A 26,279-nucleotide genomic window follows, 5' to 3' on the forward strand; every position below is an offset into this window, starting at 1 on the left:
ATAAAAATTTGATTTGCATCGACATTAATGCTGCAGCAATGGGCGTCCGCGGCCAGTGCACAGCATTCCTGACGGCACGGAAGGTTGCGAATGTGACTGAAACGCCACAAGAAATACGCATGCGGCGAGAAGAAGGCGAATCACTCATTGCATGGCGTCAGAGCCGCGTTTCGTCGCAAGCCTGCCTTTCAAACGATTGTAGCATTGCCAGCGCCGAGACCAGCTCTTTACAAGCCTTTCCAGCCGGGGCAGAGAGAGGCCCGGCACCTTGGGGAGGGACAGCCGGTTGCGGCCGCGTCCCCTCGCCCAGACTTCATGAACCGCATGACGAAGGCAGGGATCACGATGACATCGACGCGCACGGAAACAGATACGTTCGGCCCCATCGAAGTGGCAAACGATCGCTACTGGGGCGCCCAGGCCCAGCGATCCCTGGGTAACTTCAAGATTGGCTGGGAAAAGCAGCCGGCGTCGATCGTCCGCGCCCTCGGCATCGTCAAGCAGGCTGCCGCCCGCACCAACATGGCACTCGGCCGCCTCGATGCGACCGTCGCCGACGCCATCGTGAAGGCATCGCAGGAAGTCATCGACGGCAAGCTCAACGAGCATTTCCCGCTCGTCGTCTGGCAGACCGGCTCCGGCACGCAGTCGAACATGAACGCCAACGAGGTGATCTCGAACCGGGCGATCGAAATGCTCGGCGGCGTGATGGGCTCGAAGAAGCCTGTCCACCCCAACGACCACGTCAACATGAGCCAGTCGTCGAACGACACCTATCCGACGGCCATGCACATCGCCTGCGCCGAGCGCGTTATCCACGACCTCTTGCCGGCCCTGAAGCACCTGCACAAGGCGCTCGAAGCCAAGGTCAAGGCGTTCGATCACATCATCAAGATCGGCCGCACCCACACCCAGGACGCAACCCCGCTGACGCTTGGCCAGGAATTCTCCGGCTATGCAGCCCAGGTCGCCTCCTCGATCAAGCGCATCGAGATGACCCTGCCCGGCCTTTGCGAACTGGCCCAGGGCGGCACCGCCGTCGGTACCGGCCTCAACGCACCGGTTGGATTTGCCGAACAGGTTGCAGACGAAATCGCCAAGATCACCGGCATTGCCTTCACCACGGCGCCGAACAAGTTCGAAGCGCTTGCCGCCCACGATTCCATGGTCTTCAGCCACGGCGCGATCAACGCCGCTGCCGCCGCCCTCTTCAAGATCGCTAATGACATCCGCTTCCTCGGCTCCGGCCCGCGCTCGGGCCTCGGCGAACTGTCGCTGCCGGAAAACGAGCCGGGCTCGTCGATCATGCCGGGCAAGGTCAACCCGACCCAGTGCGAAGCGCTGACCCAGGTCTGCGTCCAGGTCTTCGGCAACAATGCTGCGCTGACCTTCGCCGGCAGTCAGGGCCACTTCGAACTCAACGTCTTCAACCCGCTGATGGCCTACAACTTCCTGCAGTCTGTGCAGTTGCTCGCCGATGCCGCAGTCTCCTTCACCGACAACTGCGTCGTCGGCATCGAAGCCCGCGAAGACAACATCAAGGCAGCCCTTGATCGCTCGTTGATGCTGGTGACGGCACTGGCGCCGAAGATCGGCTACGACAACGCCGCAAAGATCGCCAAGACGGCGCACAAGAACGGCACGACGTTGCGCGAAGAAGCAGTTGGCGGCGGCTACGTCACCAACGAAGAGTTCGACGCGGTCGTCCGCCCGGAAACGATGATCAGCCCGGCCTGATCGGCAGATCTGCCGGCCTGATCGGTTTGTTGCTGCCGCGGCCCTTCTATCGGCGTCGCGGCAGCGCCCTCGCCCGGGCTAAAGGGAAATCGCATTATCGGTGTTAAGTCGAATTGTCTTCGTTCGCGAAAACAATCATTAAGACTTCGCAAATCATTTGCCCCTAAAAATCAGTACCCGTAAGCAATGAGTAATATTGAGGGTTTGCGGATGCAAACGGCCACATCTGGAAAAACGCAGGCTCCGGATATCGCAGCGCAGGTAACCCATGCGATGCGCATGATGGGCGTTTCGCCGATACCGCGCAATTACGAGCTTTATTACGAAGCCTATCTCGGTTCGAACCCGCAGCTGTCCAAGGAGCTCGCCGCCCTCGGCAGCCGGGCGACCCAGGAAGAACTCGACGCGATCGGCGCGCAGTATTTCAGCCATATCCACCGTTCGACCGGCATCGAACGCGCCCATACCAGTCTTGCGGCCAAGCTGGCTGAACTCGTCAACCTGTTGAAGGACGAGCAATATGCGCTCGAAAACTACAACAAGGTTCTCGACGAAGCCTATGTCAACATAACCAGCAAGAGCGCTTCCAGCGCCGACATCCTGCGCCACGCCATCGGCATCCTGACTGAAGCAACCGCCGACACGATGAGCCAGGGCAAGGAACGCGTCCAGACCGTGGTGCAGAAGTCCTTCGAGATGGAGGTCATCCGGCAGGAACTCGACGAGTACAAGCGGATCGCCAACACCGATTCGCTGACGCGGCTCGCCAACCGCCGCGCCTTCGACGACAATCTCGCAGCTGTCTACAACAACGATCACCAGAAGAACTTCACCGGCCTGCTGGTCGCCGATATCGACCACTTCAAGAAGGTGAACGACACGTTCGGACACCCCGTGGGCGACAAGATCCTGGCGACAGTCGGCAGCGTCATCCGTGCCAATGTCCGGCGCGATGCTTTCGTGGCGCGGACTGGTGGTGAAGAATTCGCCATCATCCTCAACGACAGCAGCCAGGAAGAATGCCTGCAGGTCGCAGATCGCATTCGCACGGTGCTTGCGGGAACGCCCTTCCGCAACTCCAAGACCGGCGTCAATTACGGCCCGATCACCCTGTCGGTCGGCGTCTGCATGGCGACCGCCGCCGAGGATGCCGTCGACCTCTACAACAAGGCGGATATCGCGCTCTACTCCGCCAAGAATGCCGGCCGCAACAAGACGATGCTGTTCGAAGACGGCATGCGCAAGGAATCCGGCCGCAACTGGCTGATCTACAGGCGCTAGCGAACTCTCGACACTCCCTTGGTAAGATGGCGCCCGATCGGCGCCATTTTCGTTTCGCCTCCCCGTTCCCTTGGAAACAGCCAGATCAGGTTGCACCCGCTACAACCCTGACAACAGGGAACAACGGCTACGAAAAGCGCGATCGGTTCCCACAATTCGAGGGGAGAACCGACATGAAGCGCATTCTTGCAGCAATGATAGCGACCGCCCTGATGGCCGGAGCATCGGCGACCGCCGACGCAAAAGACGTCAGACAGGATCCGATCACCGTTGCCTCGCTCGACAGCGCCACCGCCAACACCGGCTGGCTTCAGGTACTGTCGCAGGGCGGCACTAGGCAGAAGGCGAAGCGCAGCGACATCAACCGGTCGCCGATCGCCCGAGAACTCGTTGCCATCCCGGCAACCGTAACGCCGGGCACCATCATCATCGACAACTCCGAGCGCAGGCTCTACCACGTCGTTGGCCGCGGTATCGCCGTCAAATACGCCGTCAGCGTCGGGCGCAAAGGGTTTCTCTGGACAGGCACCAACACCGTCAGCCGCAAGGCCGAGTGGCCGACCTGGATCCCGCCGGAAGACATGCGCGTTCGTGAAGCAAAGAAGGGCAAGGTGCTGCCGGCGAGCATGGAAGGCGGCATCGACAACCCGCTCGGCGCCCGCGCCCTGTATCTCGGCTCGACGATCTACCGCATTCACGGTACCAACCAGCCCCTGTCGATCGGCAAGGCCATGTCATCGGGCTGCATCCGCATGGCCAACGAGGACGTCGAGCATCTCTATGCCAATGTCGAGATCGGCGCGACGGTGATCGTTCGCGACTGACAGGTTGGTTTCCCCAAAGAGACTGGCGCGCAACGGCGGCTAGCGACAGGCGGAGGCGCCCGCCTGTCTCGCGATGGCGATCAATTCCGGCCGGTATTCGAAATGCATGGTGTCGAAATGATACCAGCGCCCGCCCCAGATGAAGCCGTGCTTCTCGAAGATCTCGACGATGTCGAGCGGATAGCGGTTTCGGTAAGGTGCTGCCCCGCTCTTGGCGCCGCCGGCCCAACGCCAGTAGTCGGCAAAGGCGGTATTGAGATCGATCGCAGCACCAAAGCTGTGCACCGAGAGCGTGCGCGTACCGGCGATATTGCGCCAGTTGAAAGTCCCGGCACTGGGAACAAGATACCGCTTCAGCTTCGGTCGTGAGGTGAGTTCGGCCTCTACTGACTGCAGTGCCTTGGCCACGCCATGCCTGCGGGTGACCATCAGGCGCTCGCCGAACCAGTTGACCGTGACGAGATCGCGCCTGGCGCTCGCAGCGCTGCCGCCATAGAGACGTTTCATCAAGGCTTCGCTGCGGATGCGCCCCGGATCGAAATCCTTAGGCGGCGGCTTTGCGCAGGCGCCAAGCGGATAGATCTGCGAAAGACTGTCTTCGATGTCGCCGGACGCGAGCTTCTCGGCGTGGCTCTTCTGCCTGCCGTCATCGATCGGAAGCGCCGTGCCGCCATCGCGCAGCGTCAACGTACCTGTGCCAACCTCGGCGATCCCTTCCGGATAGGCCCTGGCGAGCAATTCGAGTTTCTCTCGGAGCGTCGGGTCGTCAGCCAAGGTATCGCCGACGCACACCAACAGAAACACGGTCGCTACCCTCAGACAGGTGCACAGAGAACCACGTCGCATCACGTCCCCATCTCCCGGCACTCCCGATCCGGCCGAAGACCACGCACGGAAATGCACTGCCGACCGGTCCAGCCTACCACATGGTCTTGGCGGCGCGCTCCGGCCATTCGCGATCATAGGTTTCCCGGTCGAAATCCGCCTTGGCGGCCTTCAGCAGTGCGCCGGGCGTTGGAAGCGTGGCGGGATCGATGAAGCGTTCAGGGTTCCAGATCTGCGACCGCATCAACGCGCGAGCACACTGGAAATAGACCTCACCGATGGTGACGACGATCACGCTGCGCGGGTTCTTGCCATCCACCTCGAAGGAACCTGTCAGTGCCGGATCGATGCTGACCGCGGCGGTGCCATTGATCCGCATGGTGGTATTGGATCCGGGCACCAGGAACATCAGCGCGACACGTGGATCGCGCACGATGTTGGCAAGCGAATCGACGCGGTTGTTGCCGCGCCAGTCGGGCATCAGGATCGTTTTGTCGTCAGCGATCCTGACGACACAATCGTCGTCACCGCGCGGAGAACAGTCGAGCCCTTCGGGGCCGACCGTGGCAAGGGCGGCAAAAGGCGAAGCCTCGATCATCTGCCGGTATTCCGCGGTCAGCGCCTTGGTGACCTTTGCCACCGATGCCTCGCTGACACCGCCGTAAAGCGCGCTCAATTCCTCGACCGTGGTGATGATCGACATGCCGTCCTCCCGCTAATGCACGATATCCGCACGTCGAAATCGATGCACGGAATCATGCCGTCAATCCAATAGCAGCAGCAAGCCTTGCGCCACTAAAAAGCGCCCGACGCTGCGGATCGAAGCGATCCTTTCGACGGATAGCATGACAAGCGTATGACGACGTCAAAGCGACCGGCAGAAGCTGACCCGCCCAGGAGCGGCGTGACGCGACGCGTTCCGCCTTGACCGGCAAGGTGGCCTCAGGCCGCGGCCTTTCGATCCTCGCCATGGACGAACGCATTGACCTTGTCGATGACGGGCGCTGCGGAGACGATACGGCGATGGCCATAGCCGTTTGCCCAGTGAAGTTCGACATTGGGCCCGGCCGCCGCATAACGGCGGGCATGGTCGGCCGAAACCTCCTTGTCGTCTTCCGCATGGATGATCAAGGTCGGCACGGCCCTGACTGCAAGGATCTTGGCCGCATCGAAATCCTCCAGCCGACGCCCGGCCAAGCGCTCGACGACGCCTTCAAACGCTTGCTGCGTCTTCGGCGACAGGCGAAGAATTTTGCCAAAGCCCTTGAAAAGCCACGTCATCTCGCTCGGCGCACCGATGAGGACTAGCTTCTTTGCCACATGGCTGGGCACGTCGCAGACGACGCCCCCCGCCGCGCAAGCCAGGCTGCCGCCGCCAAAGGAATGGCCGACGCTCACATCAAACCCGCCAAAATGACGCCAGGCGGCGTCGATCGCCCTGACCGCTGCAACCATCGTCAGCGTGCGCCCCGGCGACGCGCCGTGCCCCGGCCAGTCGAGCGTCACCACTTCGGCGCCACCGGCAACCAGCCCCTCGATCATGGCGGCGAGATAGTCGCTACGCGATCCCCAGCCGTGGACAAGCAGCACGCGCTTGGCATTGGCGGCATTGCGCGGACCAACGAAATGCCGGGCCATCACCCACCCACCAGCATAGGACAGCGTCACCGGCTTACCCTTGGCAATCACGGGAGCCGCAGCCGCCAGTGCCGCGCGTTCCTTGGCGTTCTTCGGTTTGCGCCCGGGCGTCACGGTGAAAAGCTTGAAGGCCAGCCGGCCGGCGGCCGCCGGTGAAATGGCCGACACGCCGGCAAGCGCATGGCGGATGACCTTGATCGCAAAGGATGCCATAGTGAGAATCTCTTAATATGTTCAATGCTGAACATTATTGTACAACGATGAACAAAAATCAAGTGACGAACGAACAGCATCATTTCCCTTGGGACCACCCGCGTTTTCGCAGCTGGATTGCCGTTGCCCGCGCCTGTCAGCTGATGCAGCAGACGATGACGCGCTCGCTCGCGCATCTCGACATCAAGACGCCGCACCTCGACATCCTGATCAACCTCTATCGCTTCGACGGGATCTCGCAGCAGGAGCTTGCCCGCAAGCTGCTGGTGGGGCGGTCGAACATGAGCATGCTGCTGCCGCAGCTGGAAAAGCGCGGCCTGATCGAGCGCCGCGGCGACGACAAGGACAAGCGAGTGCTGCGACTGTCGCTGACGCCATCAGGGCGCACGCTGACCGAAGAGGCGATGGAGGTTCAGACCGGCCTCATCGGAAAACTGATGGAGGACGCGCCGCTCGAGGAGTGCATGGTTGTGGCACAATCCATGGAGCGACTGATCACCCTTCTCCTGAAGCACGATAGCGAAATCGCCTGACGCCCGACCGGGCTGGTCAACCGGGTGAGCCTTCCTGTGCCTCACGCGCTTCCGCGAATCAGCTGCCGCTCGGTATAGATGCCGCCGATGGTTTCGAGCGCGAACCGCTCCTTATCGAGGTCGCGGAACGCTTCGATCACATCCGCTGCGGTCTCGGCATCTCGCCCAGAACGTTCAACACCTGCGCGCCGAAGAGACGCGCTCGAACAGCGGTACGGCGACCTCACCGGTAGTCAACAGACAGTCCCCTTTGGAAAAGGTTCAGCGCGGCTTTTCGGTCTTGTCGCGCGACATGCCCTTGTCGGCCAGCTCCTGTTCATAGACGGCAAAAAGCTCTTCGCCCTTCTCGCCCAGTTCGCGCAGGTAGGTCCAGGTAAAGATGCCTGTGTCGTGGAAATCATCGAAGCCGATGCGCACGGCATAGTTTCCTGTCGGCTGCATCGAAATGATCTGCACATTTCGCTTGCCGGGCACGGTCACCCGCTGGCCCGGCCCGTGGCCCTGCACCTCGGCAGACGGCGAAAGCACGCGCAGCATCTCCGCCGAAAGATCGAAGGATGCGCCGTCGTTGAAGGCGACGACAAGGCGATGGCGATCTTTCGATACGCGCAGTTCCGTCGGCCAGATGTCGCTCATGGTGTCTGCTCCTGTTTTCAAGCAACGCTTATCGGAAGAATCGCCTGCCGAGAATTACCCGGCTTTTCCAATCAACACTTTGCGACAGGATGCGCCTTGACGCGACCACGTTTGCTGACGACATTGAAGGAGCTGGGAGAAAGACGCGTGAACACTGCAGCGATAGTGAATAGCGGCGCTAAGGCGCTCGTCGACAGAAGCGCCCCGATGATCGATCCGTTCGGCCGGGCGATCACCTATCTGCGCGTATCCGTCACCGACCGCTGTGATTTCCGCTGCACCTACTGCATGGCGGAACACATGACCTTCCTGCCGAAGAAGGACCTGCTGACGCTGGAAGAGCTTCACCGGCTCTGTTCCGCCTTCATTGGCAAGGGCGTGCGCAAGCTGCGCCTGACCGGCGGCGAGCCGCTGGTGCGCAAGAACATCATGTTTCTGGTGCGCGAACTCGGCCGCGAGATCGAAGCCGGGCGGCTTGATGAGCTGACGCTAACGACCAATGGTTCGCAGCTCGCCAAACACGCCGCCGAACTGGCCGAATGCGGTGTACGCCGCATCAACGTCTCGCTCGACACGCTCGATGCTGCCAAATTCCACCAGATCACCCGCTGGGGCGATCTCGGCAAGGTCATCGAAGGTATCGACGCTGCGCAAGCCGCCGGTATCAAGGTCAAGATCAACGCCGTCGCGCTCAAGGGCTTCAACGACGCGGAGATTCCCGATCTGATGCGCTGGGCGCATGGGCGAGACATGGACCTGACCCTGATCGAAACCATGCCGATGGGCGAGATCGAGGAGGATCGGACCGATCACTACATGCCGCTGTCGGAGATGCGCCGGCAGCTCGAAGAGCAGTTCACGCTCTCCGACATTGCCTACAAGACAGGTGGACCTGCCCGCTATGTCGAGGTTGCCGAGACCGGCGGCCGGCTCGGGCTGATCACGCCGATGACCCATAACTTCTGCGAAAGCTGCAACCGCGTCCGACTGACCTGCACTGGCACGCTCTACATGTGCCTCGGCCAGAACGACGCCGCCGACCTGCGCACAGCACTTCGCGCCTCGGATGACGACGCCTATCTCGGCCAGGTGATCGACGAAGCCATCGGCCGCAAGCCCAAGGGCCACGATTTCATCATCGACCGCGAGCACAACCGCCCGGCCGTTGCCCGCCACATGAGCGTCACTGGCGGCTGAGCGTCACTGGCGGTCGAGCGAGCCAATATTCATCAGTGCGTGGTCCGCCCCTCATCCGCCTGCCGGCACCTTCTCCCCGCCAGCGGGGCGAAGGACGCGTGTGGCAGCGCTCCACCCTGAGCCCTGAGCCCTGAGCCCTGAGCCCTGAGCCCTGAGCCCTGAGCCCTGAGCCCTGAGCCCTGAGCCCTGAGCCCTGAGCCCTGAGCCCTGAGCCCTGATGGCAAGGAGTTGAGACGTCGGTCAAGCGCGAATAGCGCGTCGTAAGAGGCCATGTGATGGGTAGAATGGCCCAAGGTCACACGAAACCCATCGCGTGGCACGTCCCCTCTCCCCGCGGGCGGGGAGAGGGTTAGGGTGAGGGGCAACCGGCAGGCACATCGCACGCCGGAGGCGTCCCTCAAGCTGCGTAGTGTGCCCCGTAACCACGCCCATGCCCCTGGCCGCGAACCATCGACGTGCCAGTCTTGAAACGCTCGATCTTTTCGTTGAGCGCCTCGACCTGCCGGCGCAGGCCGTGGATCTCGGCGGTGTTTTCCTCCACCATCGCCGCGTTCTGCTGGGTGATCAGCTCGACCTCGTGCACCGCCGAGTTGACCTCGTTGAGACCGGTATACTGGTCGGCAGCCGCAGCCTCGATGTTGCTGACGAGCTGGTGGATGGTGCCGATGTGGTCGTTGATGACGGCAAGCGCGTCGCCGGTTTCCTTCACCAGCGCCACACCACTTCTGACCTGCGCCGAGCTTTCGGAGATCAGCCCCTTGATCTCGCGCGCAGCCCCGGCGCAGCGCTGGGCAAGTTCCCGCACTTCCTGTGCGACGACGGCAAAGCCGCGGCCCGCATCGCCGGCCCGCGCTGCCTCGACGCCGGCGTTGAGCGCCAAGAGGTTGGTCTGGAAGGCGATCTCGTCGATGACGCTGATGATCGTGCTGATCTTCTCCGACGAACGGTTGATTTCCGCCATCGCGTCGATCGCCTTGGCGACCACCTGGCCGGAATGCTTGGCATAGGAATTGGTCTCGTCGACAGAAACCGTGGTCTTGCGGGCGCTGTCGGCGGTCGAGCGGACGATCTCGGTCAGTTGGCGAAGCGCACGTGAGCTTTCCTCGAGAGCTGCCGCCTGCTGTTCCGTGCGCCGTGCCAGGTCGTCGGCCGAGGCCGAGAGGTTGCTGGTGCCACCGGTGATCTCGCCGGTCACCATCCTGACATCGCTGAGCGTGGCGCGCAGCGCCTCGACAGCATTGTTGTAGGTGCGCGCCATGATCACGTAGTCGGCCGGCAGGTCCTCCGCCATGCCTTCTTCGAGATTGCCGGCGGCAAGCTCTGCCAGCACGTCAGAAAGTGCGTTCAGCGCCTGCATCTGTTCGGCTTCGATCCGCGCGCGCTCCTCGGCCCGGCGGGCTTCCTCCTCTGCAGAAAGCGTGCGGGCGGCTTCCGCCTCGCGTCCCAGCCGGACGTTTTCGACCGCGTTGTCGCGGAACACCGCAACCGAGCGCACCATGTCGCCGATCTCGTCGCCGCGATTGCGGCCTTCGATCGCCACGTCGAGGTCGCCATTGGCCAACCGTGTCATCGTCTCCGTCACGCGCTTCAAGGGGCCGCGCAGCGTTTCGACCAGCATCAGGCCGCCGATGATGGCAAGCAGCGTGCCCGCTACCATCGCCACGATTGACATGTCGGCCGAACGCTGGCTGTCTGCCTTGCCGACCTCTTGGGCGCTGCTGACAAAGCTTTCGAGTGTCGCGCTCGCGCCGGCCACCAGCGTCGAGGCGGCAGCCTTGGCTTCCTGCCAGCGCCCGCCGACGTCGATCAGGGCCGCCGTGCCCGTGTCGATATTGTCGAGCGAAGGCTTGAGCTTGGCCGGCAGGTCGCGAAGTGCTGCATTCTTGCCGCCGAGCTCGGACAATTTGCCCGCGCTGTCGCGAACGGCCTGAATGTCGGCCATCACCAGGTCACGACTTTCCGCGTCAAGCTTGCGGTGCAGCTCGCTGATGTGCAGCCGGGTGCTGTCGAGAGCCTTGAAGGTGTCGCCCATCAGCGCGATCAGCGTCTTCAGCTGGGAGATCTCGCTATCCATGCCGACGAAGCGCTTGGCAGCCGTGTCAGAGTTCTTGGCAGCTTCCTTGCCGAAATCGGCTTCGTATTTCGAGAATTTGCTGAGGATCGGCACCAGCGCGTTCTTCTTTGTTTCACTGTCTTCAGCGCCGGCAAGGATCGCCTGAACCTTGAGCGCCTGCTCCTTCAATTCTGCAATCGGCTTTTGAACCTTTTCCGAAGCGATCGTCTCAGCCTCCCCGATCTGTTTGATCAGATGCGGCAGCAACTTGCCGGCCTGGTCGATCTTGGCATCGGCACTGGCCGCCATCGTCACCGGCAGGCGGAACTTCTTGATGCGCTCGGCAACGCCCTGATAGGCCGCGGCATCGAACAGCAGCGCCTTGGCGAAGGCTTCCTTCTCGCCCGATTCCTTGCGGATGATGTCGATCTGCTTGTAGGCGCTGTTGCCCTGCGCCGTCATTTCGGTGAGCGCCGCCTCGAGCGACGCCGTTACCTGATCCTGCTCGACCTTGATCGACCACAGCTTGTCGGTCTGGGCGCGCATCGCGTCACCGAGCGAAAGCACCGAGGCGATCTCCGATTTGTCCGCCTCGCGCGTCAAAAGGCCGTCGAGCGCGCGGACGCCCGCTTCCTGCTCGTCGACCTGTGCACTCAGCGCGGCCCTCGTCTCTTCGCTCGGTTGATCGGCAAAGCCCTGCAGCGCACCGCGCAGCGCCTGGAAATCCGAGAGATTGTTGATGGTTTCCCGCGTCACGGTCATATGGCCGTTGAGCGTTCGCGCGGTGAAAAAGCCGACAAGGCCGATACCCGCGATCAGCACCACAAGCGGAACCACGAAGAGCAGGACTTTGGTGACAATACGCAGTCGCTGCAGCAGACGATCGATGAAAGACATTGCGGACCCCAGATTATTCTTATGAGAAACATGTCCGCGCGGTGGCTTCTCTTATTGGAAGCATGGTGTGAAGTCTCGGCACAAGCGCCTCCCAGGCCCCGACCGACACCCCTTGAATGGCGCGCTACCAGGGTTCCGGCGCGCGCCATCCACCGATCGCATCATGCGATTGGAAGCGGAATGTTCGGGACGATAGGCAGCGAAACTTAAGATTCCGCGAATAGAAGCGGCGCCTAATAGCCCTGCTTTCCAGGCTGACACAGTCTTCGATCGGCCTGAACTGACCGGCAGGACACCGTTCTACTTGCGATGGAAGAAAAAACGCCCGTTGGCCGCTTGGTGTTTGCACAAAATGACGGCCGATGCTTAAACGGTATGCGACATCCGGCAACGGATTCGCCTTCCCCATCCGCCTCAGGCCCCAGCCCGATCCGGCGCCGCAGGACAGCCAGCATGCAATCCTCCAGCAATTTCCGTGGCATCGTCTTTATGTGTTTGGCGATGATCGCCTTTTCCTGCAACGACGCCCTGGTGAAATCGGTGACCGGAGCGATGAATGTCGGCCAGATCATGTTCGTGCGCGGGCTGTTGACCACGCTCATGGTGATCGTGATCGCCCGGCATTTCCGCGCATTTCGGCCGTTTCGTACCATCATGAAGCCGGTCATCATCCTGCGCATCGTCATGGAGGCACTGGCCTCCATCACCTATATTTCCGCCCTCGGCCAGATTCCGCTCGCCAATGCCTCGGCCATCATGCAGGCGTTGCCACTGGCCGTCACGCTCGGTGCCGCAGTATTTCTCGGCGAGCCCGTTGGCTGGCGGCGCTGGACCGCCATCTTCGTCGGTTTCATTGGCGTGCTGATCGTGCTCCGCCCCGGACCTGAAGGTTTTACGCCGGCCGCGCTCACGGTTGTCGCCTGCGTCTTCTGCACCGCGACACGCGACCTCTGTACCCGCCGCATCGACCACGACATCCCTTCGCTCTATATCACCGTGACGACGGCGCTGGTGACGACCCTGGTCGGCGCCGCACTGATCGTGCCGCTCGGCGGCTGGCAATCGATGTCGTCAACCACGTTGACCCACGTCGCCGCCGCCAGCCTGCTGTTGATGGTCGGGTACCAAACGATCGTGCTTGCCATGCGGGGCGGCGATATCTCGGTCATCGCGCCCTTCCGCTATACCAGCCTGCTGTTTGCGATCACGATCGGGATTTTCTTCTTCTCGGAAAAGCCCGATGCATGGATGCTGTTGGGTGTCGCGGTCATCGTCGGCTCGGGCCTCTACACCTTCTATCGCGAGAGCAGGCGTGGCAAAAATCCTGTTGCCCAGATCGCGGTGACGGGACCGCTCGAATAGGAGTGATCGGACCGTGAAGCCACAAGACGAGACGCAAGGGCACACACGTCACGCATGGCCAGCCGTCGTCCTTGCCGGCGGGCTATCCCGCCGCATGGGGCAGCCGAAATCGGCGCTGCATCTCGGCGGACAAACGATGCTCGCGCGGATCATCGCAAGGCTTGAGCCCCAGGCCGAAGGTATCGCAGTCAATCTCAACGACGCCGACGGCCAGGCGACGATCGACGGCCAGCCGGTGATCGGAGATACCGTCGCCGGCTTTCTCGGTCCGCTTGCCGGCGTCCTGGCCGCCATGCGCCACACAGCCGCAACGACGCCAGCGGCAAGTCATGTTCTCGTCGTGCCGACGGATACGCCGTTCTTTCCGCCAGACCTCAGCCGGCGACTGACGATGGCGATGACCGCGCATGGCCAGATTGCCGTGGCAGCATCCAACGGCGCCCTGCATCCGCTCTTTGCGCTCTGGCCGGCCGCGCTCGCCGACGATCTCGAGAGCTGGCTGACCACCGATCCGAAACGCCGCGTGCGCGCCTTCATCGAGCGGCACCCGAACGTCACGGTCGATTTCCCGATGACAGACACGGCCGGCGGCATGTTCGACCCGTTCTTCAACATCAACACGCCTGATGACCTCAAGCAGGCCGAAGAGTGGCTGCATATCCTTGGAGAGAGTGCCGCATGACCGGAACGAAAATCTTCGGAATAGCTGGCTGGAAGAACTCGGGAAAAACCGGCCTGATGGTCCGCCTTGTCACCGAGTTGACGGCGCGTGGATACGTCGTCTCGACCGTCAAGCACGCCCATCATGATTTCGACATCGACAAGGTCGGAGCCGACAGTTTTCGCCATCGGGAAGCAGGCGCCCACGAAGTCACTATCGTTTCCGGTACGCGCTTTGCGATCATGCATGAGCTGCGCGGTGCGCCCGAGCCGAGCTTCGAGGAGATCATCGCCCGACTCGCGCCTTGCGACCTCGTTCTGGTCGAAGGCTACAAGCGCGAGCCGATCCCCAAGATCGAGGCGCGTCGGCTGGAATCGGCGAACCGCGAGCCCTTGGCGCCGATTGACCCGCACATCTGCGCCATTGCCGCCGACCATACGGTCACAGATACGAAGCTTGCGGTCTTCGATCTCGATGATACCGATGCGATTGCCGATTTTGTCGAGCAGATCACGGGCCTGACGCGAAAGAGCAGCACGCCCTGACGCGTCGATCGCGTCACTTCTTCGGCAGTGCGTCGAGATACTGTTGCGCCTCCGGGATCCCTTGGGCTGCCGCCTTGCGATACCATTCGGTCGCCGCAACATCATCCTTGGCAACGCCCTCGCCTCGCTCATACAGCAGCGCGAGATTGTACTGTGAACGCGCATGCCCCTGCTCCGCAGCCCGGCGGAACCACGAGACGGCCTTGGCATCGTCCTTGCCGACACCCCGTCCGCTGTAATAGGCAAAGCCGAGATTGTACTGTGCCGAGGCATTCGCCCCTTCGGCTGCCGAACGAAGCCAGTGCATCGCCTCGACCTCGTTGCGCGGAACACCCATACCTCTGCCGTAGATCAGCGACAGGTTGAACTGGGCGACGGCATCCCCCTTGTCGGCAGCGGCGCGAAGCCAAAGCATGCCTCTTTCAGTGTCGACGCGACCCGCCCGGCCATCCATGTAGCGCAGGCCGACCACGACCTGGGCCTCAAGATTGCCCGCTTCCGCAGAGCGCAAATACCAGCGCATGGCTTCCAGCGGATCAGGAGCGGCTCCGGCCCCCCTGTCATACATCATGCCAAGATTGAACTGCGCGCCATCATGGCCGAGCTGGGCCGCCTTCAATGTCCAGCGGTATGCCTCAGCCTCGTTCCTGGGCGCTCCGGTGAGACCAAGGTGGACAATGCCGAGATTGTACATTGCGGGCGCATAACCCTGCTCCGCTGCCTTCAATGACCAGCGAACCGAGTCTGCATTGTCACGCTTCGTGCCACGACCGTCCCGATAAAGAACCGCGAGATTGTACTGAGCCTTATCGTCGCCCTGCTCAGCCGCCAGAAGGTAATATTGCAGCGCCTGTGCCTCATCCTTCCCGACCCCCAATCCTTGTTCGTAGAGGAGGCCAAGATTGTACTGAGCGAATGCCGTGCCGCGTTCTGCCGCCATGGAATACCAGCGCTTTGCCTCGGCATAGTTTCGTCTGACGCCGGCAGCGCCTTTCATGTAGATCCCGCCGAGATTGACCTGCGCCTTGGTGCTGCCATTGTCGGCCGCCCGTCGGTACCAGCCAATGGCTTTCATCACGTCAATCGGGACAGCCTCTCCCTTCTCGTAACGTGAACCGAGCCGAAACTGCGCCTCGACATCCCCTTCGTCCGCCAACGTCCGATCCTTTTCTAACTCGGCGACGGCGCTGGTCGTTTCCGCCGACGCCAAGGGCGCAACCACGCTGAATGCAAGGGCAGCAATCAGGCCGAAGACGGTGCGTTTCATTCGTTCCTCCGGAGACGGATCAATCCGCCTCGGAAGCTAAACAACGAAAAGTTGATTCGCCACGGGTTTCAACCCGAAACAGGAAAGGGAGCGTGCAAGACCTGGTCTACCGCTTGAAGCAACCCCAAAAGTCGAGCAGCGTCAGTTGGTGGCGCCGACCGTCATCTCGTCGGGAATGTCATCGAGGCGCACGAAGTTGTAGCCCTTCGCCTTCAGGTCGAGAATGCCGCGCGCGACGCCGGCGCCGGCCGCATGTGTCGGCTGGTTGATATGGGCGATGATCACGTCGCCGTCCCGGGCATTGCGGATGCGCTTCTCGGCCATCGCCGCGCCCAGCAGCGAACCGCCGTCGCCGTTTACCGAATAGCCTGCAATGCGGTAACCCATCTCGCGGATCTGGCTCATCGAGGTGTGGGTGTATTTCGCCGTTGCGCCGCGGAACCAGCGCGGCGCCGCAAGGCCATGCGCCTTGATCGCCGCCGCACCACCTTCGACCTCGGCGGCAACGGCAGCACTCGAACCGGCAGCCGCCAGCCCATAGACGGAAACCTTGATGTCGATTGGCGGCACGTGCATGGCGCCGTGATCCTCGATTTCGAAGAGATCCGGATGCGCCTTCATCACCTCGACCACCAACCCGTTGCGCTTCAGCCACCGCGCCGTCACGAAGATCGTCGCCGGGATGCGGTTTTCGATCAGCGTGCCGAGGATGCGCATGTCCGTTGCGCCACTGCAGGCATCGAGCGTCAACGCCACGCGCGGCGGTTGATCCTTGCCGGCAGGATTGCTCGGAAGCCGCAGGTCGGGCTCGACGAGAGCCGGTGCCGCATGGGCGGCCGGGGCGAACAGGACAAAGGAGGCAAGGAGCAGAGCAGTGGTTTTCATGGCAATCCTGGAAAGAAGTCTCGGAATGAAACGGCAGAAACCCGCCCTTTGAAAGGCGGGTTTCGCATATTCTAAGCAGACGCTCGAGCCAGGCTCGAACCTGTTAGCGCTGGGCGACCGGGCGAACGAGCGGCGTGACGCGGCGGATGGTCACGCGGCGGTTCTGCTGTTCGGCGGCCTCTGTGCGAACCTTGAGGAAGCGCTCGCCATAGCCCTGGGTCACCAGGTTTTCGGCAGGAATGCCGTAGACCTCGGTGAGCAACGAGGCAACCGATTCGGCGCGCTGGTCCGAAAGCACCAGGTTCGACCGGTCGGAGCCGACAGCATCCGTGTGACCTTCGATAAAGAAGGTTTCGCCCGGATCCTTGGCCAGCACCTTTTCCATGGCAGCTGCGACGCCGCGCATGGTCTTGGCCTGAGACATCGACACTTCAGCGCTGCCCGTCGGGAAGGTGATGGTGTCGAGGTCGATGCGGCGGACCTTGTCGCGCAGACGCGCGGAGTGACGGACCTCGTCGATCGAATAGACACGCTCGACGCGCTCCACCGGCGGCTCGGCCAGGAAGTCGTAGTAGTCGCGGCCCGGGTCCTCGGAGACATCGGCGATGTATTCGCGAACCGGGATGCGCAGGCGCATCGGCGGCAGCTCGTAGCCGACGTCGATGATCGCCGGACGCGGACCTTCGTCACGCTCGGGCGCGTAGATCATCAGGTACTCGTTGCCATCACGATCGACGCGCGAACGCTGCAGGATGTCGCCATAGCGGTTGTAGATCGTCACGATCCGGTAGCCACCGGGACGAACGATGGTCTCGCGGGTGCGGCCGCGCGGAAGCTGGTCGTAGAAGGTTTCTTCCGCATCGCGACGAAGGCGCGGGCGGTCGTCGCCGCGAACGAAGATCTGGTCGCCGACGCCGAGGATGATCCGGTTGTCGATCTCCTGCACCACTTCAACATTGGTGATGTTGTTCGTGACGTTGTTGACCGTCGTGTTGTTGTTAATCACCGTGTTGTTGATGATGGTGTTGTTGACGATGTTGGTCGTCTCGGGAACGGCGAATACCGGCACTTCCTCGACGCGTGTACCCTTCTCGGCCAGGTTCGCCTCGATCTTCTGCGGCAGGTCTGCCTGGATTTCGGCCGGCATCTGCGCTTGGGAAGAAGCGTCATCGGTCGGCGCCGGCACGGCTTCCTCCTGCGCGCGCAGTTCTTCGCGCAGCTTCTGGCGGTCTTCGCGCGACTTATTGCCGCCGGCATTGTCGGCGTCCTTGTCGCTGTCGAGAACGGCTGCACCGTTTTCAACCGGAAGGACGACGGTTTCGTCGCTCGCTGCCGGATCGTCGGCAATCTTCTGCTTTTCTTCCTCGGTCCGGGTCTCGACGATTTCCGGGACGGGCTGGACCTCAGGCTGCTGTTCAGCCGTCGCCGGCTGCTCGGCGCCCGGAACCGGCTGGCCCTCGCCCGTCTGCGGTTCGCCGGTCTGCGGTTCGACAGCCGGTGCCACGGCATTCTGGCCGTCGGTTGCCGGTGGCTGTTCGCCTGCCTTCTGTTCCTCGGTCACAGCAGGCTGTTCGCCGGCATTCTGACCTTCCGTTGCCGGCTGCTGGCCGGTCGTTGCTTCTCCACCAGCCGGCGGGCAAGCGGTCGATGCGTCCTGGCCTTCCGGGACGACGCATTCGCCAGTCTGAGCCTTCTTGGCTTCCTCAGCCTGGCGTGCGGCCTCTGCTTCGGCAGCCTTCTGCTGTTCGGCGGCCTGGCGGGCGGCTTCGTCTTCTGCAGCCTTCTGCTCGTCTGCGGCCTTCTGCTGAGCTTCGCCTTCAGCTGCCTTCTGGGCTTCAGCGGCCTTCTCCTGCTCGGCGGCCTGGCGTGCAGCCTCGTCTTCAGCAGCCTTCTGCTGTTCGGCGGCCTGACGGGCTGCCTCTTCGTCGGCAGCCTTCTGGGCCTCTGCTTCAGCGGCCTTCTGGGCTTCCGCGGCCTTTTCCTGTTCGGCGGCCTGACGCGCTGCCTCTTCTTCAGCAGCCTTCTGCTGCTCAGCCGCTTGCTGCTCCTGTTGCTGGCGCGCGGCCTCCTCTTCCGCCGCCCGCTGGGCTTCCGCGGCCTTCTCCTGTTCGGCTGCCTGGCGAGCGGCCTCCTGCTCGGCGGCCTTCTGCTGCTCGGCCGCCTGGCGGGCAGCCTCTTCTTCGGCAGCCCTCTGCTGTTCGGCCGCCTGCTGCTCCTGCTGCTGGCGCTGCGCTTCGGCTTCCGCCGCGCGCTGCTGCTCCTCTGCGGCTCGCTGTTGTTCTTCGGCTGCGCGTTGCTGCTCTTCGGCCTGGCGCTGCTGCAGAAGCAGCTCTTCCTCGGACGGCTGGCCACTCCCTTCCTGCGCCACCTCGAACGGCTTCATCAGGCTGTCGGCAAGGGCTGGTTGCACCGCAAGCGACACCGAGAGCACCGGCAGCGCCACGGTCGCGAATAGTCTGGATCGAATCGACATTGTCTTCCTTCCTCGTCCTGGGAGGTCCCTTACCCGCCACTGTTACCCATCGGACAGCCGGTTCGGCAACAGAGACAGGCGTGAATTCTCAAGGGCTTTGTTCCAAGGTTCCGGCTTTTTTGTGTTGCCCGCTTCAAGAGCCGCCAACGCAACGCCCGAACCTGTGATCGGTTCCCGCAATAGGCCTAGCCAAAGCAAGATTAACCGCTGCTGAACGCGGCGTTCATGTTCGCGGCGAGCATGGCCGATGCAATCTCCGGTCGAATTTCTTTTCCCGGTGGGCGCCGTCGCTTTCCAGTTGATTTTTGCCGGAAAACAGTACGAATATCGCCCCAACCGGTGGCAAGCGCCCCGGTCAAGATAGGCATCCGTGAAGAACAAGAAACCGGATGTCGGCCAACAGAGAGGACTATCATGCGTATTTCCAGACGGCTGGCAGCCGCCGCATCGGCTGCCGTTTTCGTGCTCATGGCTGGATCTGCCATGGCAGATGGCGAAAAGGTCGTTATCGGCACGGAAGGCGCCTACCCGCCCTTCAACAACCTTGCGGCTGACGGCACGCTGACCGGCTTCGACGTCGACATTGCCAAGGCGCTATGCGTCGAGATGAAGGTCGAATGCACGTTCGTGACGCAGGACTGGGACGGCATCATTCCGGCACTGATCGCCAAGAAGTTCGACGCCATCATCGCGTCCATGTCGATCACCGCCGAGCGCAAGGAAAAGGTCGACTTCACCAACAAGTACTACAACACGCCGCCGGCGATCGTGGTGCCGAAGGATTCGCCGATCACCGAAGCAACCGAGGCAGCCCTTGCCGGCAAGACGCTCGGCGCCCAGGGCTCGACCACCCACTCCAACTATGCCGAAGCGCATATGAAGGAAGCGGAAATCAAGCTCTATCCGACGGCTGAAGAATACAAGCTCGACATCGTCAACGGTCGCGTCGATGCCGTGATCGACGACGTCGTCGTGCTTTCGGAGTGGCTGAAGTCGGCTGACGGCGCCTGCTGCAAGCTGCTCGGTACGCTGCCGGTCGACCCGGTCATCAACGGCGAAGGCGCTGGCATTGCCGTGCGCAAGGGCGACGACGCTCTGCGCGAGAAGTTCAACAAGGCGATCGAAGCCATCCGCGCCAACGGCAAGTACAAGGAAATCAACGAAAAGTACTTCCCGTTCGACGTTTATGGCAGCTGATCGACGGCTTCCGGCCTGTTTTCCTAGTGAATCATGCCGGAAAAACGTTGGTTGATGAAAAAAATGCAACGGCGGATGGCTTGCCCTTCCGCCGTTTTTGTTTGACAAGAACCTAAAACATAAGCGCGATCCATTTTCATAAGAACAGCGCAAAGGGGAATTCTCTGACATGAGCGGGTTATTTGCCGGCTTCTATTCGATCCTAGCCTGGATCGGCTCCATCGTGGATCCATTTTGCGGCCCAGTCGGCGTTTTTCGCTGGTTTGCATCCGGTACGCTTCTCGCCTGCGGCGACGCAGGCTGGGGCGACGAGATCGCCTACGGCTTCGTTGTCACCGCAAGCCTTGCCATCGCAACCTTGCCGGTCGGTCTTTTGATCGGCTTCTTCGTCGCGCTCGGCAAGCAGTCGGAAGAGCGCACCGTTCGCCTCGCATCGAACATCTACACCACCATATTCCGCGGCTTGCCGGAGCTCTTGACGCTGTTCATCGTCTATTACGGTCTGCAGATTCTGGTGCAGCAGCTCCTGGCATCGTTCGGTTACGACGGTCCCGTCGAGATCAATGCCTTCTTCGCCGGCATGATCGCGCTGGGCGTGGTCTTCTCCGCCTATTGCTCCGAGGTTCTGCTGTCGGCTTTCAAGGCGATCCCGCATGGCCAGTACGAGGCCGGTGCTGCGCTCGGCCTGCATCGCGGCCGCACCATGCGGCTGATCATCCTGCCGCAGCTCGTGCGCATCGCCCTGCCAGGCCTCGGCAATCTCTGGATGGCGCTGCTGAAAGACACGGCGCTCGTCTCGGTCGTCGGCCTGCCCGATATTCTGCGCCAGACCGGTATCGCCGCCCGCGTCACCAAGCAGGCCTTCGAGTTCTTCGGCATGGCCTGCGTCCTCTTCCTCCTTCTGGCCATGGTTTCGTCAATCGTATTCTCGAACCTTGAACGCTGGACCAAGCGTGCGGAGATGGGCCGATGAGCTTCGTCGAGACGATGATCCCGCCGCAGGCTCCGCCACCGGCGCCGCCCAAAGCCTATACGCTTGCACGCTTTGTCGGCAGCGTGACGCTCGGCATCTGGCTGGCCCTCGGCGTCGGCATATTCCTGACCGTCGTCAACGGCTGGGACCCGGCGAAGTTCGCCAAATACGGTCCGAGCTTCCTGTCGGGCCTTGGCGTCACCCTGATGCTGGTCGCCTGCTCGGTCGTGCTCGGCGCCATCCTTTCGCTGCCGATCGCGCTCGGTCGCATGTCGAAGAACAAGATCTGGTCCTGGCTTGCCTACGCCTACGTCTACTTCTTCCGCGGCACGCCGCTGATCGCCCAGTTGTTCCTGATCTATTACGGGCTCGGCAGTTTCCGCCCGCAACTCGAATCGGTCGGCCTCTGGTGGTTCTTCCGTGAAGCCTGGAACTGCGCGCTCTTCACCTTCACACTGAACACCGCAGCCTACCAGGCGGAAATCCTGCGCGGCTCGATCGAGAGTGTGCCGCGCGGCCAGCGCGAGGGTGCTGCCGCCCTCGGTCTGCCGGAGCGCGTCGCCTTCTACAAGATCATCCTGCCGCAGGCGATGATCGTGGCGTTGCGCCCCTATGGCAACGAGATCATCCTGATGATCAAGGGCTCGGCCATCGTCGCGATCGTCACCGTCTTCGATCTGATGGGTGAAACGCGCCGCGCCTTTTCGCGCACCTTCGATTACCAGATGTATGTCTGGGCGGCGATCCTCTATCTCCTGATGGTGGAACTGCTGCGCAATGTCTGGGCCTGGCTGGAAAACCGCCTGACGCGGCATCTGAAACGCTAGACTGTCGTTTCGACAAGACCAAGTTGAGACAAAAGGCTTGGCAGCACTCTTCATCGAGCGCTGCCAAGCCTTTGTTATTACGCCTAAAGTTTCAGGTTGAAGCAAATATTAGAACTTGATTAATAAATCAAGCGTTTCATCATAAAGACCAACCTTTGCGAGAAGTGAGGTTCATATGACGAACGAAATGGAACTGCAGTTGAAGGGCTACGGCATGACCACGGCCCAGATCCTCTACCGCATGCCGGATCATCCGACATTTCTGCAGACCTTTATCTGGCAGCACTACGACATCGCTCCGGATTTCCCGGAGATGCGCGGCTTCCTGAAGTTCTGGCAGGAAAAGCTGGATGGTCCACTGCATTCGGTCCGCTACGTGCATCGCAAGCTGATATCGGCCACCGAATGGCGGGCGCTCAAGGGCGAGTTCATTCTCAACTGAACCCGCCAAAGAATGCATAATTCCTCAAGTAGGATTCGATTTGGGGGAAATGGTCCGGCGAAGTTGAAGCCTTACGCCGTCCCCGGGCATCGTCGTCGAGGCGCCGTGCTGTTGAAGAAGACGCGAGCAGATCTGGCGCATGATACCGACGTCGATCCGAGTGTTCTGGCCGGTCCTGTAAGCACCGCGGTCGGTCGCCAGGAACGCGACCGGTTCGACCATCTCTTCCGACGTGCCGTGGCGCTTCATAGGAATGCGATTACGCCGTTCTTCCGTCTCCGGCAGCCTGTCGATCCCGGGCAGTCATCAGCAGCAACCTCAAGCGACAAACTCTGAAGAAGGATACACATCCTTTTCGGACGGGCCGCATCAGACGTGCACCTCGCCGTGGGCAAGCTCGCCCTCGCCTCGCTCCTTGTGCAGCGAACCGTAGAGCACGACGGCATAGAACAGCACCACCGCCAGTATGACCGGCCAGCCCGGCAGCGGGCCGAGCGCGGCATTCTGCGTCACATCGGCCCAGGAACGCACATGCCCGAACGGCTCGCCGTTGGACGACAGTTTCGGCGATGAAATCTTGAGCGCCCAGGCGAGCAGCAGGATCAGATACATCCAGCAATAATTGCGCTGCAGCCGCCGGCACACCGCCTCGCGATAGCTCATCAGGAAGGCGGGCTTGCGCAGGCTCTTGGCGATCGAGGCGGCCCAGTTGAGGTTCGGCGCGCCATCCGGCGCCAGGATCTGGGCGAAGTAGCCGCGCTCCAGTTGGCGCACCCTGGCTCGATAGACATCGAAGAAGCGGTAGCGCCGCGCCTCGATCAGGAGCAGCAGCGTGATCAGCAGCATGGCAAACAACAGCACGCCGTGATGCGAGGATGGCGTCGACAGTGAGACGGACAGGAGGGCGGCGACCACGGTGATCGCCCAGTTGGACGTGCGGTCGATGCGATCCCGCCAGCCGGCCATCCGCCCCATCTCGCCGCGATAATAGTGCACGACGGCATTGATCTGCTCCTGCGACGTCTGGGGCAGCGGCGGGCCTTTCAGCTCCTTCATTTCCGTGCCAACGAGCAGCGGACTGAGTTCGGCAGCCATCGGCATTTCCTCCGTCTTTTCTTGTTGTTGCGATCATGAACCCTTTCCGGGCCGGGATAAATCCCACGCTCGCCGCTTGCTTTCTTTTTTCGTTTTTCGGCACCCTGCCGACGCCTGATTTCGTCCGGCCGCAACGGCAGCACATTGCCAAAGACCGCCTTCGGACGTAAGAAGCGCCAATGACCCAGAACACCACGAAAATCGACGAGGAAGCGTTGGCGGAAGCCTACAACCGCGCCCTCTCCCTGGAAAAATCCGGCAACTTCGATGCTGCGGCCGATGCCTATGCCGAAGTGCTGGCGCTCGATCCAGAGGATCACGGCGGCGCTTCCGTGCGTCTTGCCTCGATGGGGCGCGGCGAGACGCCGGTGAAGGCGCCGGATGCCTATGTCGCCACTCTCTTCGATCAACACGCCGACGTCTTCGACAACGTGCTCGTCGAGCAGCTTGGCTACTGCGTACCGCTTCTGGTGCGCCAGCGCCTGCAGGCACTCGAACTCGGCCCCTTCAACCGCGTTCTCGATCTTGGCTGTGGCACGGGCCTGACCGGCGGCGCGCTGCGCGACATGGCCGAAGACATCACCGGCATCGACCTCTCGGAAAACATGGTCGAGCTCGCACACGAGAAGGATCTCTACGAGACCCTCTACGTGGCGGAAGCCGTCGATTTTCTCGACGACAATGACGACGAGCCCTTCGACCTGATCGTCGCAACCGACGTGCTGCCCTATATGGGCGCGCTCGAGGCGCTGTTCTTCGGCGCCGTCGACAATCTCGTGCCAGGCGGCCTGTTCATCTTTTCGAGCGAGACCCTGCCGGCCGAAACCTTTGCTGGCCGCCCCTTCATGGTCGGGCCGCACCAGCGCTTCGCCCATGCCGAGGCCTATCTGCGCGAGCGCCTGACGGCGACCGGCTTCGAAGTGATCGAGGTCGGCGACATTACAGTGCGCATGGAAGAGGGTGAGCCGATTGCCGGCCACCTCGTGATCGCCCGCTTCAAGCCATAAGCGACACGACAAGATCAACGACGGAACGGGATCCACCCGTTCCGTCGCCCCTTTCCCGCATCCGCGCCATCAGCTAAACCTCACCCAAAGCAATTGGGAGTGTTCAGGAAATGGCAAAGGTCGCATTCATCGGTCTCGGCGTCATGGGTTATCCCATGGCCGGCCACCTCAAGGTTCGTGGCGGACACGAACTGACGGTCTATAACCGCACCTTCGCCAAGGCCGAAAAGTGGGCTGCCGAATTTGGTGGTCGCGCCGTCAGGACGCCTGCGGAAGCCGCCGATGGTGCCGATTTCGTTTTCGCCTGCGTTGGCAATGACGACGACCTGCGCTCGGTCACCACGGGCAAGGACGGCGCCTTCGAAACCTTGAAGGCCGACGCCATCTTCATCGACAACACCACTGCCTCGGCCGAAGTCGCCCGCGAACTTTATGAGGCAGCCACGAAGCGGGGCGCCCATTTCATCGATGCGCCCGTGTCGGGTGGCCAGGCCGGCGCTGAAAACGGCGTGCTGACGGTGATGTGCGGCGGCGACGAGCCCGCCTTCGAGCGTGCCAGGCCGGTGATCGATGCCTTTGCCCGCATGGTCGGCCTGATGGGCCCGGCCGGCTCCGGCCAGATTACCAAGATGATCAACCAGATCTGCATTGCCGGCCTCGTCCAGGGGCTCGCCGAAGGCATCCATTTCGGCAAGAAGGCCGGCCTCGACATCGAGAAGGTTGTCGACGTCATCTCCAAGGGGGCTGCCGGATCCTGGCAGATGGAAAACCGCCACAAGACGATGAATGCCGGCAAGTATGATTTCGGTTTTGCTGTCGACTGGATGCGCAAGGATCTCGACATCGTCTTGACGGAAGCCCGCCGCAACGGCGCCAAGCTGCCGGTGACCGCCCTCGTCGACCAGTTCTATGGCGACGTCCAGGAAATGGGTGGAAACCGCTGGGATACGTCCTCGCTGCTGGCACGACTGGAAAAATGACGCTCTCGCCGACCTCGAGTGCCGAAGACATCATCACGCACCTGCGGGCACAGCGCTCGCAGGAAAATCTTGCCGGCATGGCGCGGTTCGGCATCGTCACCGATACGGCGCTTGGACTCTCCAATGTCGAGCTGCACCGGGTCGCGCGGCAGGTGAAGATCGACCATGCCCGGGCGCTCCAACTCTGGCAGTCCGGCATCCGCGAGGCCCGCATCCTCGCCGCCTTCACCGCCGCCCCGAAAATGCTGACGCTCGACCAGGCAAGGCGCTGGGTTGAGGATTGCAATTCCTGGGAGATCGTCGACACCGTCGCCGACCTCTTAGTCACCGCGCGCTTCGAGCAGGTGCTGATCCCGGAATTTGCGGCGGATGATCGGGAATTCGTTCGCCGCATGGCCTTTGCCATGATCGCGACGGCAGCCGTGCATCTGAAGAAGGAGCCGGACGCCAGCCTGCTTGCCTTGCTGCCGCTGATCGAGCAATACGCCGAGGACGAACGCAACTTCGTCAAGAAGGCAGTCAACTGGGCGCTGCGCCAGATCGGCAAGCGCAGTGCCGCCTGTCATGGCCCGGCGCTGGCCCTTGCCGGGAAGCTTGCCGGCGGCAACGACCGCACGGCAAGATGGATCGGTAAGGATGCCCAGCGCGAACTGAGCGGCGACAAGATCTTGGCAAGGCTCGGCCTTCCCGCCATCAGCGCGGATCGCGGGCGATCCTGAAGCGGATTGCGG

The 26,279-nt window shown here is 62.1% G+C and carries 25 protein-coding genes; 15 read left to right on the forward strand and 10 right to left on the reverse strand.

Going from position 1 to position 26,279, the window contains the following annotated elements:
* Positions 1-345 precede the first annotated feature (345 nt).
* From fumC to AC1Q80_RS08685, 3 genes are all read left to right on the forward strand, one after another.
* Positions 346-1,737, forward strand: coding sequence for a class II fumarate hydratase (gene fumC, locus AC1Q80_RS08675; RefSeq protein WP_492360158.1), 1,392 nt, complete (start codon positions 346-348; stop codon positions 1,735-1,737).
* Between the two features lie 210 nt (positions 1,738-1,947).
* Complete coding sequence (locus AC1Q80_RS08680) at positions 1,948-3,018, forward strand: GGDEF domain-containing protein (protein ID WP_173420140.1); 1,071 nt, start codon at positions 1,948-1,950, stop codon at positions 3,016-3,018.
* 173 nt (positions 3,019-3,191) lie between these two features.
* The gene (locus AC1Q80_RS08685; protein ID WP_492360159.1) at positions 3,192-3,842 is read left to right on the forward strand and encodes a L,D-transpeptidase; all 651 of its coding nucleotides are present in this window, start codon (positions 3,192-3,194) and stop codon (positions 3,840-3,842) included.
* A gap of 39 nt (positions 3,843-3,881) precedes the next feature.
* Here the strand turns inward: AC1Q80_RS08685 and AC1Q80_RS08690 are convergent, their stop codons facing one another.
* The 3 genes from AC1Q80_RS08690 to AC1Q80_RS08700 form a co-directional block, all read right to left on the reverse strand.
* Entirely contained in the window at positions 3,882-4,646 is a 765-nt protein-coding gene (locus AC1Q80_RS08690) for a M15 family metallopeptidase (protein WP_492360160.1), read from the reverse strand.
* A gap of 115 nt (positions 4,647-4,761) precedes the next feature.
* The gene (locus AC1Q80_RS08695; protein WP_209791994.1) at positions 4,762-5,370 is read right to left on the reverse strand and encodes a pyridoxamine 5'-phosphate oxidase family protein; all 609 of its coding nucleotides are present in this window, start codon (positions 5,368-5,370) and stop codon (positions 4,762-4,764) included.
* A 239-nt stretch (positions 5,371-5,609) separates the two neighbouring features.
* On the reverse strand, positions 5,610-6,518 hold the full coding sequence (locus AC1Q80_RS08700; RefSeq protein ID WP_492360161.1) for an alpha/beta fold hydrolase: 909 nt from the start codon (positions 6,516-6,518) through the stop codon (positions 5,610-5,612).
* Positions 6,519-6,565: 47 nt separating this feature from the next.
* On the opposite strand from AC1Q80_RS08700, the gene AC1Q80_RS08705 reads away from it, so the two are divergent.
* Positions 6,566-7,051 (forward strand): MarR family winged helix-turn-helix transcriptional regulator, encoded by a 486-nt coding sequence (locus tag AC1Q80_RS08705; protein WP_492360162.1) that lies wholly within the window; start codon positions 6,566-6,568, stop codon positions 7,049-7,051.
* Positions 7,052-7,312: 261 nt separating this feature from the next.
* Here AC1Q80_RS08705 and AC1Q80_RS08710 read toward each other — a convergent pair whose 3' ends face one another.
* Complete coding sequence (locus AC1Q80_RS08710) at positions 7,313-7,687, reverse strand: gamma-butyrobetaine hydroxylase family protein (protein WP_173420146.1); 375 nt, start codon at positions 7,685-7,687, stop codon at positions 7,313-7,315.
* Between the two features lie 147 nt (positions 7,688-7,834).
* On the opposite strand from AC1Q80_RS08710, the gene moaA reads away from it, so the two are divergent.
* Positions 7,835-8,884 carry a GTP 3',8-cyclase MoaA gene (gene moaA, locus AC1Q80_RS08715; RefSeq protein ID WP_492360163.1) on the forward strand — a complete coding sequence of 350 codons (1,050 nt, stop codon included), beginning with the start codon at positions 7,835-7,837 and terminating at the stop codon, positions 8,882-8,884.
* 397 nt (positions 8,885-9,281) lie between these two features.
* Here the strand turns inward: moaA and AC1Q80_RS08720 are convergent, their stop codons facing one another.
* Positions 9,282-11,834, reverse strand: coding sequence for a methyl-accepting chemotaxis protein (locus tag AC1Q80_RS08720; RefSeq protein WP_492360164.1), 2,553 nt, complete (start codon positions 11,832-11,834; stop codon positions 9,282-9,284).
* 453 nt (positions 11,835-12,287) lie between these two features.
* Here AC1Q80_RS08720 and AC1Q80_RS08725 point away from each other — a divergent pair, with 453 nt between their 5' ends.
* From AC1Q80_RS08725 to mobB, 3 genes are read left to right on the forward strand one after another with little or no spacing between them, the layout of a single operon-like run.
* Entirely contained in the window at positions 12,288-13,196 is a 909-nt protein-coding gene (locus tag AC1Q80_RS08725) for a DMT family transporter (protein ID WP_492360165.1), read from the forward strand.
* A gap of 13 nt (positions 13,197-13,209) precedes the next feature.
* The gene (gene mobA / locus AC1Q80_RS08730; RefSeq protein WP_492360166.1) at positions 13,210-13,878 is read left to right on the forward strand and encodes a molybdenum cofactor guanylyltransferase MobA; all 669 of its coding nucleotides are present in this window, start codon (positions 13,210-13,212) and stop codon (positions 13,876-13,878) included.
* Positions 13,875-14,402, forward strand: a complete 528-nt coding sequence (gene mobB / locus AC1Q80_RS08735) for a molybdopterin-guanine dinucleotide biosynthesis protein B (RefSeq protein WP_492360167.1) — start codon at positions 13,875-13,877, stop codon at positions 14,400-14,402. The genes mobA and mobB overlap by 4 nt, the downstream gene beginning before the upstream one ends.
* A 13-nt stretch (positions 14,403-14,415) precedes the next feature.
* On the opposite strand, the gene AC1Q80_RS08740 is transcribed toward mobB, so the two are convergent.
* From AC1Q80_RS08740 to AC1Q80_RS08750, 3 genes are all read right to left on the reverse strand, one after another.
* Positions 14,416-15,669, reverse strand: coding sequence for a tetratricopeptide repeat protein (locus AC1Q80_RS08740; protein ID WP_492360168.1), 1,254 nt, complete (start codon positions 15,667-15,669; stop codon positions 14,416-14,418).
* A gap of 141 nt (positions 15,670-15,810) precedes the next feature.
* The gene (locus AC1Q80_RS08745) at positions 15,811-16,554 is read right to left on the reverse strand and encodes a polysaccharide deacetylase family protein (RefSeq protein WP_173420153.1); all 744 of its coding nucleotides are present in this window, start codon (positions 16,552-16,554) and stop codon (positions 15,811-15,813) included.
* A 103-nt stretch (positions 16,555-16,657) separates the two neighbouring features.
* Entirely contained in the window at positions 16,658-19,027 is a 2,370-nt protein-coding gene (locus AC1Q80_RS08750; RefSeq protein WP_492360169.1) for an OmpA family protein, read from the reverse strand.
* 414 nt (positions 19,028-19,441) lie between these two features.
* Here AC1Q80_RS08750 and AC1Q80_RS08755 point away from each other — a divergent pair, with 414 nt between their 5' ends.
* The 4 genes from AC1Q80_RS08755 to AC1Q80_RS08770 all read left to right on the forward strand — a co-directional run bounded on the left by AC1Q80_RS08755 (position 19,442) and on the right by AC1Q80_RS08770 (position 22,466).
* Entirely contained in the window at positions 19,442-20,224 is a 783-nt protein-coding gene (locus AC1Q80_RS08755) for an ABC transporter substrate-binding protein (RefSeq protein WP_173420155.1), read from the forward strand.
* Between the two features lie 169 nt (positions 20,225-20,393).
* On the forward strand, positions 20,394-21,197 hold the full coding sequence (locus tag AC1Q80_RS08760; protein ID WP_209791306.1) for an ABC transporter permease: 804 nt from the start codon (positions 20,394-20,396) through the stop codon (positions 21,195-21,197).
* Positions 21,194-22,024, forward strand: coding sequence for an ABC transporter permease (locus tag AC1Q80_RS08765; protein WP_173420157.1), 831 nt, complete (start codon positions 21,194-21,196; stop codon positions 22,022-22,024). Before AC1Q80_RS08760 ends, AC1Q80_RS08765 begins: the two co-directional genes overlap by 4 nt.
* Positions 22,025-22,199: 175 nt before the next feature.
* Positions 22,200-22,466: an usg protein gene (locus tag AC1Q80_RS08770; RefSeq protein ID WP_077503719.1), complete on the forward strand. Its 267-nt coding sequence runs from the start codon at positions 22,200-22,202 to the stop codon at positions 22,464-22,466.
* A gap of 24 nt (positions 22,467-22,490) precedes the next feature.
* Here AC1Q80_RS08770 and AC1Q80_RS08775 read toward each other — a convergent pair whose 3' ends face one another.
* Together AC1Q80_RS08775 and AC1Q80_RS08780 are read right to left on the reverse strand one after the other, a co-directional pair.
* Positions 22,491-22,769 (reverse strand): SDR family oxidoreductase, encoded by a 279-nt coding sequence (locus AC1Q80_RS08775; protein WP_412728397.1) that lies wholly within the window; start codon positions 22,767-22,769, stop codon positions 22,491-22,493.
* 66 nt (positions 22,770-22,835) lie between these two features.
* Positions 22,836-23,561 carry a DUF2270 domain-containing protein gene (locus tag AC1Q80_RS08780; RefSeq protein WP_492360170.1) on the reverse strand — a complete coding sequence of 242 codons (726 nt, stop codon included), beginning with the start codon at positions 23,559-23,561 and terminating at the stop codon, positions 22,836-22,838.
* A gap of 179 nt (positions 23,562-23,740) precedes the next feature.
* On the opposite strand from AC1Q80_RS08780, the gene AC1Q80_RS08785 reads away from it, so the two are divergent.
* From AC1Q80_RS08785 to AC1Q80_RS08795, 3 genes are all read left to right on the forward strand, one after another.
* Positions 23,741-24,568: a class I SAM-dependent methyltransferase gene (locus tag AC1Q80_RS08785; protein WP_492360171.1), complete on the forward strand. Its 828-nt coding sequence runs from the start codon at positions 23,741-23,743 to the stop codon at positions 24,566-24,568.
* Between the two features lie 110 nt (positions 24,569-24,678).
* Positions 24,679-25,548 carry an NAD(P)-dependent oxidoreductase gene (locus AC1Q80_RS08790; protein ID WP_492360172.1) on the forward strand — a complete coding sequence of 290 codons (870 nt, stop codon included), beginning with the start codon at positions 24,679-24,681 and terminating at the stop codon, positions 25,546-25,548.
* Complete coding sequence (locus AC1Q80_RS08795; RefSeq protein ID WP_492360173.1) at positions 25,545-26,267, forward strand: DNA alkylation repair protein; 723 nt, start codon at positions 25,545-25,547, stop codon at positions 26,265-26,267. The genes AC1Q80_RS08790 and AC1Q80_RS08795 overlap by 4 nt, the downstream gene beginning before the upstream one ends.
* The last annotated feature ends 12 nt before the right edge of the window (positions 26,268-26,279 follow it).

The sequence above is a fragment of the Ensifer sp. GW823-FHT05D09 genome (assembly GCF_058795755.1).